Below are 9,848 nucleotides of genomic sequence, written 5' to 3' on the forward strand. Positions count from 1 at the left end.
ACGGCAACTACAGCCGTTGGTCCTCGACAGACTATAGCGGTGACAGCACCGGCAGTATGGGCCGCGAAATGACAAGCTTGACGAACCGGTATGGCTCGTCAACCGATTCTGGTATGCCCATCGTCATTGACCTGGATGGTGACGGTGTAACGTTGCAAAGCTTGGGCGATGGCGGAACAAACTTTGATTTTGACGATGACGGTTATCGTGAATCCACGGCATGGGCAGGCCCCAAAGATGGCGTCTTGGTCATTGACGAAGGCAACGACAACCAAGTCACGCAAAGCAAAGAAATTGCATTCTCCAAATGGACGACTGCCGAGGGTGACACCGATCTGCAGGCAGTAGCCGCCACCTTTGACAGCAACCACGACGGCGTACTGGACGCTCAAGACGATCGCTTTGGAGACTTTAAGGTCTGGAAAGATGCGAACGGCAATGGTGTCGCAGACGACGGGGAGATGCAAACGCTTACTCAAGCCGGCATCCAAAGCATGAACCTCACTGTCAAAGACGGCACGGGCCAAGTGCTGTCGGACGGCACTGAAGTGTTTGGTTTGACGGACGTGCAGCGCACAGATGGCACCATCATCCAGGCAGCTGACGTAGCTTTTGCATACAACACACTGGGCTACCGCACCCGTCTGGATGCTGATGGCAACACCGTCTACGAGTTCGAAAGCGGCTCCTCGCTGAACTACCGCAACATGGCTGCGGATGCAGCCAGCCCAGATTTCAACCTGGGGGCCGACAGTGATGCAACTGTCTGGATCGGGGCTACCGGCAATGCCAGTGCCAACGTTCTGGATGCGTCCTCTAAAACCACGCAGGTCCTGCTGGACGGTGGCGCAGGTGACGACACCCTCAAAGGTGGCGTAGGTAATGACCTGCTAGTTGGAGGTGAGGGAGCCGATCAAATTTTGGCAGGCGCCGGTCATGACCAGCTGTTTGTAGATGCGGCGGATACGGCTTCCTTGTCTACGCTGGTGGGTACCGCCAAGTCCAGCCGGATTAACGGTGGAGACGGTTACGACAGCTTGACGGTGGTGGACAACAGTCAACTGGTGCTGGTGGCGGATGACATTCAAGTAGAAGCAGTCGCTGCAGGGAGCGCGGATGACACCATCACCGGTACAAGCGACACCACTGACTTCAGCTTCGATGGCGGCGCAGGCAATGATGTCTTGCACACTGCGGGTGGGGCTGATTTCTTAATGGGCGGAGCTGGAAACGATAACCTGAAAGCCGGTTCCGGAGATGACATGCTGCTCGGTGGCACGGGCTCTGATCGTCTAGAGGGTGGTGCGGGTAACGACACGTATCTTTATGCACGCGGTGATGGCACCGACACCATTTCTGAATTCGTTGAGGGTTGGTCCAAAAAGAAGGAGGCCTACCAAGAGTCGGTGTCTTTCCAAGAGCAATACACCTACACCGAGCAGGTTTTGACCGGCGACGCCAAAAACGCTTGGTATGTCAGTGAGCTGCGTACTGGTTATCGAGCCGCTACCCGTGATGAGAACCGCACTCGTTTGGTCGATGTCTACGGCCAGATTGACGGTGGTATTGACACACTGCAGTTTGGCACAGGCATTAGCTTGTCCGATATTGTGCTGGAGCGTTCTAGTGCTGACATGGTGGTCAAGTTGCGTGATTCCAGCGCACCGGACGTTATTTCAACTTCTGACCAAATCACCGTTGAGAACTGGGCAGACCAGCGTCAGCGCGTAGAGAACTTCGCTTTCGGCGATGGCAGCAAGTTCGACTTTAGCCAAGTGATGTACGGCGCCTACGGCTTGGCCGCAGCTGACTCCTTGCAAGGTACAGCTGAGGGAGATTTCTTGTCCGGTGGTGGCGGCAACGACACCCTGGACGGTCTGGCGGGTACAGACTACCTGACTGGCGGAGCTGGTGAAGATACGCTTGACGGAGGTGATGGTAGAGACTTCCTATTCGGCGACACGGGGGCGGACACCCTCAAAGGTGGTGCTGGTGATGATTTCTTGATTGCTGGCAGTGGAGACGACCTGTTGCAAGGTGATGCAGGAGATGACGTTTTGATTGGAATGGACGGCATTGACACGTTGCGGGGCGGTGCAGGAAACGACATCCTTCTGGGTGGCGCAGGCAATGACTACCTACAAGGTGGTGCTGGTGACGACACCTACGTTTTCTTGCGTGGCGATGGCAAAGATGAAATCTTTGACAACGTTGACCACCAAGAGAACTACACCGAGCAGGAGTATGTCGGCCAGCACTTCGAGGGTGATGCAAAGTATGGCACCTGGGTCAACGACTACCGTACCGTGACCAAGACCCGCACCGTTCAGGACAACGGAGGCAATGACACGCTTCAGTTTGGGCAAGGTATTTCTCTGGAAGACCTGTTTTTCCAGACCCAAGGTAGCGACATGTTGATCGCACTCCAAGATTCGAACCAAACCGCTGCTACGGTAGATGCCATGGCGGACCAGGTGCTCATCAAGGGTTGGGGCAATGCCATGAATCGCATTGAGAGCATTGAACTGGCCGATGGTCGAAAACTGGACATGAGCAACGTCACGCAAGCGCAATCTGGTCTTTCTGCGGACGATACGCTAACGGGGGCTGCTGCAGGCGATTGGCTCTCCGGTGGAGCTGGAAATGACACTTTGCAAGGCTTGGCAGGCAATGACTACCTGGTCGGCGGTGCAGGCAATGATGCGCTGGATGGCGGCGAGGGGGAAGACGACCTTTTTGGTGGTGCAGGCAATGACACCTTGAACGGTGGCGCGGATGTCGACTACCTGATGGGGGGAGCTGGTGACGACACCATCCATGGCGGTGCTGGAAATGATGTTCTCAGCGGCGGCATCGGCAATGACTGGCTCAACGGCGGTTTGGGCGATGATGTGTATCACTTCAACCGTGGAGATGGTCAAGACATCGTTGACGAGACAGCCACGGAGGTGGTTCAACAGGCCTACCAATACGAGGAGTCTGTGCTGCAAACCTTTAGCGACAGCAAGATGGGAACTTGGCAAGCCTGGGTCAATGAAACCCGCACTGGCTATCGCGCAGTCACCCAAGCTGCAGAAGGTGGCAATGACACACTCCAGTTTGGCAGCAACATCTCGGTCAGTGACCTGCTCATGCAAAAAGTGGGCAATGACTGGCAAATCCAGCTGCAAGCGTTGCCCAATGCAAACGGCACCATGACTACAAGCGCAACACCGCTCGACCAGGTCACTATCACCAACTGGACGTCCCCCCAGTTCCGTGTAGAAACCTTGCAGTTCCTCAACGGCTTCCGCGCCAACATCGGTGCATTGAACGATGCGCAGAACGGCACGGCAGATAGCGATACTTTGACCGCTACGGCAGCGTCATCTTGGCTGGGTGGCAACGCCGGGGATGACACTCTGGTCGGATCTGACCACAACGACATGCTGATGGGTGGAGCAGGCGATGACCTAGTCAAGGGCGGTCTTGGCGACGATACCTATATTTTCAGTCGCGGCGACGGGCACGACACCGTCCTAGACACCGGTAGCTCCACCGTAGGAACCGACAAGACCAAACCTGGCGGTGACAAACTGCTCTTCGGCGCAGGCATCCTGGTGGACCACTTGGTGCTTAAGCGCGATGGGGCCGATATGGTCGTTTACATCCGTGACGCAGACAAACTGGACCAGCCATTGTCTGAAGTCGCTAACTCCGTGCGCATCCAGAACTGGGATGTTGCGGCCAACCGCGTTGAAGTGCTGCAATTCTTCGACGGCAAGGATGTTGACGTATCTCAGATTGTGAATACCCAGACTGGTACTGATGCTGCACCGGCAGCGGGTTCTGCGGGTGTGGACGATGCACTCACCGGAACTGCGGATGCAGACTGGATGGCAGGCCTCACCGGAAATGACGAGTTGCGCGGCGCGGCCGGAAACGACTTTATGTTCGGTGGCTTAGGCAATGACAAGCTATTTGGCGAAGATGGCGATGACATTCTGTCTGGCGAAGAGGGGAATGACGAGCTCCATGGCGGTGCTGGTGCGGACCTGATGACCGGTGGTGTGGGCAATGATGTGCTCAACGGAGATGCAGGTAACGATCTCTTAATGGGTGCTGAAGGTAACGACTCCATCAACGGAGGCGATGGCGATGACATCATCATTGGCTCCTACGGCAATGACACCTTTATCGCCAGCCAAGGCCGCGATGTGTACCGCTTCGGCTACGGTGATGGCCAGGACACCTACATCGGCAGTGACCAGGCGGGGATTGTGGGCACCGACATCATTGCGCTGGAGGACAATGTCAACAAGGAAGCTCTGTGGTTTGAACGAATCGACAATGACCTGGTCATGAAGATTCTGAACACCAACGACAGCATGACTTTCAAGGACTGGTACTACAGCACAGACGCCAAGAGATATGTCCAAGGTATCTACACGGCGGACGCCGCACTGTCCTATAACCAGGTTAACCAGTTGGTGGAGGCCATGGCCAGTTTCTCAGCCAATGATGGCACGACTGCCTATGGAGTCACAACCGGTACCTTGCCGCAGTCGGTACAAACCGCGATCAATCAGGTCTGGGCGGTGCAGGCGTGACGGCCCAACGCCAGCCACAACCTACCCATCCAGCTTCGGACACCGGCCCCGAGACCTCCAATATGGAGGTTCTGGGACAAGTGGCGTGGTTGATGAGCCAATCTCCACTGCATCACAAATGGGCCATGGCCAGTTTGTTGCAGTGGGTGGTTCCTGCGCTCATGCACAAGCAGTTTCGGGTCTACACACAGAATGGTAAGCCCGTGGCCTATGTGTCATGGGCTTGGTTGTCGCAAGAAAAGGAATCTGCGTATGTTCTCAATCCAAGAGGGCTACAGCCAGTAGATTGGAAGTCCGGAAAGCGCGGGTGGGTGATTGACTTCATTTCCCCGTTTGGAGCTACCAAAGAAGTCATCAAAGACCTGCGGCGCAATATCTTCAAAGACCAGGTTGGCCGAGCTTTGCGTGTCAAACCTGGCAGTGATGAGATGCGTATTTGGTACATCCATGGCGCCGAAGCGCTAGAAAAATCCAGGGACTTGGCTACAAGTCCAACGGTGCAGCTACGCACCGCTTAAATTGCGAAAGTAGAAACATGTTGCTCAAAATTCGAACAATTCTTCCCATGCTCGCCATTATTCTGGGCTTTGGTCAAGTCAAAGCCATGGATCTTCTTATTCAAGGAAATCAGGTGTTTGCATCTGGTCCTTTGGGCGAAGACATCCAGAAGTTTGAGGCGGCACTGGCCAAGCCAGAGGTAGACACCTTTGTGTTCTTGAATTCTCCGGGTGGCGATCTCTGGACTGGTCTGCGTGTTGGCCGGATGCTGGCTGAGAGGAAGATCAAAACCGTCATCGGTGGACGGTGCAACTCGGCATGTGCTTTGATGTTTCTGGGTGGTACTGAAAGAACTTTTGCAGACATCGCACCAGGTACCGCGACCAGCATCGGCATCCATGGCGCACACAATAGACATACCGGTGCGATTGATCCTGAAGTGCAGGCAAAAATCTTCGCGTTTATGAAGCTTCGCATTGGCGAAAACTTCAATTCCGAGATCATGAATCAAGCGCTTTATGACATGGAGGACCGGTCTGCCATGCTCCAAGTATTTGATAAAAAGCGAGCGCCCAATGCAAAAGCATTGCATTGCCGCAATGCCCAGTCGCCCTTGGACAAATGCACTGTGTACCCCAATGAAACTGCGATGAGCTTGGGACTGGTTACTTCTGATGCGACAACGCATATCGAATTGCCAGACAGTATGAAGAAGTCGGATCAGTTGATGGGCATTGCATTGACCCAAAAGATTGAAGATTTTGGAGGCTACGTGAGCGCTTTGGCTCCGAAGCATTGTGACTCCGAACGTTGCAAAGAGTTGTTGCTCGCGCATCCCACGAGGGGCAAGCACAAAGCCTTAGCGTTTCCTGTGACAGGGTTCGGGTTCGCGAATAACTGGGATGTCCAAAACGAGTTCAGTGCTATTGCGGCGGCCACTTATTCTTGTAACCACCGTAAAACCCGACCTGTTTCCTTGTGCCAAGTTTTTGCGCTGGATGAATATGACCTCGCGCCTTGGCATCAATCTGTAGCCCAAAGCCATCAGGAGGCTTTGCAAAGGCTAGAAATTCCAACGCAAACCCAATTTGCAGATGAAGTTACAGGTGGCGAGTACGTTCGGTTCAACGGCATTCGTTCCAAGTACCTTTTTGAAATGACGCCCAACACAATAGCTGGCATCAAAAACTACACTACGTCCGAGATTGCAATGGGTCTAAAGAAGCCAAGCCAAAGCCCCGTGCTCATTGATGTCGACGTGATGGACAAGACCATTCCAACAGCTGTTTCCCTTCTCAGTGCTGGAATGGCATACGAAGGCAGCGAGGATGTTGCGCTAGAAGCCCGCTACAAGGCTTTGATCCAGATTTTGGCCCCAGATATGGAGAGGCCTATCGTATTCTTCGCACGCTCAAAGGAGACTTGGACGGCCGCGAATGCGGCGTTGCGGGCATTGAAGATTGGGTACAAAAATGTTGGCTGGTACCGGGGCGGAATGAAGGCTTGGGAAGCAGCTGGCCTGCCAGTTGCAACGCCCATACTCGAAGCGGTCGTGAATTGATCTACTGCTAAGAACTAAAGTCCCCTTAGGGTGCCCTATGTTGAAAACCGCTTCAAAAATCGCTCGAACTTCACTATGAGAAGAACTAACGATTACCAAAGAAAGGCTCGCTTTGGATGGGCGTGTTTCCACCGTGTGCTAATGGGCCCGGTTCCCATTTGGGTTGATGGGACGGCTAGGCCCCCGCAACCCACAAATTGGGCTGCCGTTTAAGCTGTAACGGGGGCGCCAATCGCCTGCCGTATCTCGCGCACGTCGCGTGCAGGCGGTGCACCAAATTGCCGTAGATATTCGCGGCTGAATTGGGATGCGCTTTCATAGCCTACAGCGAACGCTACGTCAGACGCGCGATGTTCGCCGGCCAGCAAAAGTTGGCGAGCTTTCTGCAATCGAAGCTGCTTTTGGTACTGGATAGGACTGAAGCCTGTCATCGTCAAAAAATGGCGATGCAGGCTAGCGCGGCTCATACGGCTTGCGTCGCACAAGGCCTCGATGCGCAAACGGCTAGTCTGGTTGTCCCGAATCCATTCAACGGCTCGCCGGATGCTACCCAGTGCCCCTTCGGGTTGGGCAATCTGACGCAACAGTCGGCCTTGGGGGCCTTGCAAGAGACGATAGAGCAATTCCCGCTCAATCATGGGGCTGAGAATCGGAATATCGGCGGGCGTATCGAGCAAGGACAACAGGCGGAGCAAGGTTTCACGCAGCGCATCAGACATCGGGTGGATGGTGACGCCAACGCCTTTATGTTCATTCTCACGAACCGCTGGCATGGTCGCTGCCAATTCCGCGAGGATGGACGGATCCAGCACGAGGGACACCGCAACGTAGGGCCGCCCATCTTCGGCGTCAAGAATCTGTCCAATCAATGGCAATTCCAGGGCACTGATGAGATAGTGGTGACTGTCGTAGCTGAGAAGGTTGTCGTTAAGGGCAACGCGCTTCGAGCCCTGCAGGATGAAGCAAATCATCGATCGGTACAGGCATGGCGCCTTGTCCGTAGAGCCTTGCCCGACGCAAATGTCCACCCGTGGGATCTGTGTCACGGTCAGGCCCGGTGGCGCATGGCGCAAGGCGATATCCAGATGCGGTGCAAGATCGTTTTTCATGCGCCCATTATGCCGAGGGCACGAGCGCCGCTCATAGCGATTGAGACAATCAGGCAATGAACTGAGCGTATTGGCGTGGGCCAAAAGCAGGCCGTTGCCTACCATGGGCATCTCCAGAAAGCGCCGATTTTGGCGCCTAACTTAGCAGAGAAACCCATGACCCAAAAGATTGCACTCATCACTGGCGCCAGCCGCGGCCTTGGCCGCAACATGGCCTTACACCTCGCCAAGCGGGGTGTCCACATCATCGGCACCTACCGCAGCGGCGCTGCGGAAGCCGAGACGCTGAAGCAGGAAATAGAAGCACAGGGCGGCAAGGCCACCATGCTGCCACTCAACATTACCGATACCGCCAGTTACCAGGCTTTTTCAGGCGCAGTGGCGACTACCCTGAAGACTGATTTCGGCCGCGATCGCTTCGACTTCCTCATCAACAATGCCGGCAATGGCCTCTTTTCGAATTTTGTAGACGCGACGGAGGAGCAGTTTTCGTCCCTGGTCGAAACGCATCTTCGCGGTCCAATTTTTCTGACACAGAAGCTGCTGCCGCTCGTAGAGGACGGCGGTCGGATTCTGAATATGTCATCCGGTTTCGTGCGTTTTACGATGCCAGGGTACAGCGTCTATGCGGCAGTGAAGGCTGCGGTAGAAGTGCTGACCCGTTACTTAGCCGTAGAGCTTGGTTCCCGTCGAATTCGGGTGAATGCCATTTCTCCTGGTGCCATTGCAACCGATTTTGGCGGCGGTGCGGTGCGTGACAACCAGGATGTGAATGCCTATGTGGCGCAAGGCATCGCGCTGGGTCGGGTCGGCCTGCCTGACGATATCGGCGGCGCCGTCGCCGCGATTTTGTCGGACGACATGGGCTGGGCGAACGGCACGACCTTCGATATCTCGGGCGGCCAGTTGCTCTGACGCCGGCACGACAGCGCACACCTCCGTGTTGATACTTAGAAAGGCCACCATGCCAGATACCAGCCTGACGCTCATCAGCCATCCACTCTGCCCATTCGTTCAACGGGCGGCGATCGTCCTTCTGGAAAAGGGCGTGTCGTTCAGCAGGATCGACATCGATCTCGCGGCCAAGCCCGACTGGTTTCTGGCGCTTTCACTGACCGGCAAGGTGCCCTTGCTCAAGGTAAGCCAGGCGGATGGGCCGGACGCCGTCCTTTTTGAGAGCATGGTGATCTGCGAGTATCTCGAAGAATCTCAGGCCGGCGCAAGGCTGTACTCAGCCGATGCGCTGTCGCGTGCCCGGCAGCGGGGCTGGATCGAGTTCGGCACGGCGACCCTCGCCGAGGCCTGGCAGTTCCTCAACGCCAAGGATCGCCCGACCGCAGATGCAAAGCAGTCGGCGTTCCGGTACAGACTCCAGCAACTGGAGACAGTGCTTGTGGAACGGCCCTATTTCGGCGGTGCCGCCTTTGGCATGGTCGACGTGGTTTTCGCGCCCCTCTTCCGATACTTCGACATTCTGGACCCGACGGTGTCACAGCCGATCTTCGAAAACCTTCCGCGCGCGTCAGCGTGGCGGGCGGCGCTGGCGGCCCGGCAGAGCGTCATTGCCGCCGTGGGGGAAGACTATGACGAGCGGTTCCAGCTACACCTGCGTCAGCACCAGGCCATCCATGCGGCCTGAACCGAACGCGCTTTTTGATTAGGCGGTAAGCATATCGCGCTTGAGGAAGGTAAATAAATATGCCTTTGTCCCTTATATGGGGGATATCCAAAATTTAGGAAGCCCCCTACGATTCAATCTGTCACACACAAAGATGAAGAGAGTCGTTTGGAGGTGCCTGATGCCGATGTTGGCAAAGCACGTTCAAACAAGGTACCCCTATGTCAGGTTTGAACGCTACCGTGGATACATCAGATGCCAATCCGCCGAAGACCGGTGATGGTGTCCCTTCTGTGGGAGCGTCGATTCCAGCAACCACGTCGAACAGTACCGCTCTGGCATCGCTATGCACGATAGCCCGCTTCCACCAGATAGCCGCCGACCCCGCCACCCTAGCCCACCAGATGGGCATCGCCAGCACCGACGCAGTCACCACCTCTGACCTGCTGGGAGCCGCCCAACACCTGGGCCTC

At 55.6% G+C, this 9,848-nt stretch carries 6 protein-coding genes and 1 pseudogene; 6 read left to right on the plus strand and 1 reads right to left on the minus strand.

All coding sequences use genetic code 11. From position 1 onward, the window contains the following. Positions 1–113: 113 nt before the first annotated feature. The 3 genes from U5O12_RS11870 (at position 114) to U5O12_RS11880 (ending at position 6,648) form a co-directional block, all read left to right on the plus strand. A complete protein-coding gene (locus U5O12_RS11870) occupies positions 114–4,589 on the plus strand; it encodes a calcium-binding protein (RefSeq protein WP_322578834.1) in 4,476 nt (1,491 codons plus the stop codon). Positions 4,590–4,651: 62 nt separating this feature from the next. Beyond that, positions 4,652–5,107: a toxin-activating lysine-acyltransferase gene (locus U5O12_RS11875; RefSeq protein WP_322578835.1), complete on the plus strand. Its 456-nt coding sequence runs from the start codon at positions 4,652–4,654 to the stop codon at positions 5,105–5,107. A 17-nt stretch (positions 5,108–5,124) separates the two neighbouring features. Then, positions 5,125–6,648, plus strand: coding sequence for a rhodanese-like domain-containing protein (locus U5O12_RS11880; RefSeq protein WP_322578836.1), 1,524 nt, complete (start codon positions 5,125–5,127; stop codon positions 6,646–6,648). Between the two features lie 209 nt (positions 6,649–6,857). On the opposite strand, the gene U5O12_RS11885 is transcribed toward U5O12_RS11880, so the two are convergent. Beyond that, complete coding sequence (locus U5O12_RS11885) at positions 6,858–7,757, minus strand: AraC family transcriptional regulator (RefSeq protein ID WP_322578837.1); 900 nt, start codon at positions 7,755–7,757, stop codon at positions 6,858–6,860. Between the two features lie 156 nt (positions 7,758–7,913). Here U5O12_RS11885 and U5O12_RS11890 point away from each other — a divergent pair, with 156 nt between their 5' ends. The 3 genes and pseudogenes from U5O12_RS11890 to U5O12_RS11900 form a co-directional block, all read left to right on the plus strand. Then, entirely contained in the window at positions 7,914–8,672 is a 759-nt protein-coding gene (locus U5O12_RS11890) for an SDR family NAD(P)-dependent oxidoreductase (RefSeq protein WP_322578838.1), read from the plus strand. A gap of 49 nt (positions 8,673–8,721) precedes the next feature. Further along, a complete protein-coding gene (locus tag U5O12_RS11895; RefSeq protein ID WP_322578839.1) occupies positions 8,722–9,396 on the plus strand; it encodes a glutathione S-transferase family protein in 675 nt (224 codons plus the stop codon). Positions 9,397–9,596: 200 nt separating this feature from the next. Then, positions 9,597–9,848, plus strand: a pseudogene (locus U5O12_RS11900) (hypothetical protein); the annotation flags it as partial.

It is taken from the genome of Rhodoferax sp. (assembly GCF_034519335.1).
In the GTDB taxonomy this organism is placed as follows: Bacteria; Pseudomonadota; Gammaproteobacteria; order Burkholderiales; family Burkholderiaceae_C; genus Allorhodoferax.

Coding starts and splice junctions, on each gene's coding strand:
- U5O12_RS11870 (WP_322578834.1), top strand. CDS start 114: ATGCCCATCGTCATTGACCTGGATGGTGACGGTGTAACGTTGCAAAGC.
- U5O12_RS11875 (WP_322578835.1), top strand. CDS start 4,652: ATGGAGGTTCTGGGACAAGTGGCGTGGTTGATGAGCCAATCTCCACTG.
- U5O12_RS11880 (WP_322578836.1), top strand. CDS start 5,125: ATGTTGCTCAAAATTCGAACAATTCTTCCCATGCTCGCCATTATTCTG.
- U5O12_RS11885 (WP_322578837.1), bottom strand. CDS start 7,757: ATGAAAAACGATCTTGCACCGCATCTGGATATCGCCTTGCGCCATGCG.
- U5O12_RS11890 (WP_322578838.1), top strand. CDS start 7,914: ATGACCCAAAAGATTGCACTCATCACTGGCGCCAGCCGCGGCCTTGGC.
- U5O12_RS11895 (WP_322578839.1), top strand. CDS start 8,722: ATGCCAGATACCAGCCTGACGCTCATCAGCCATCCACTCTGCCCATTC.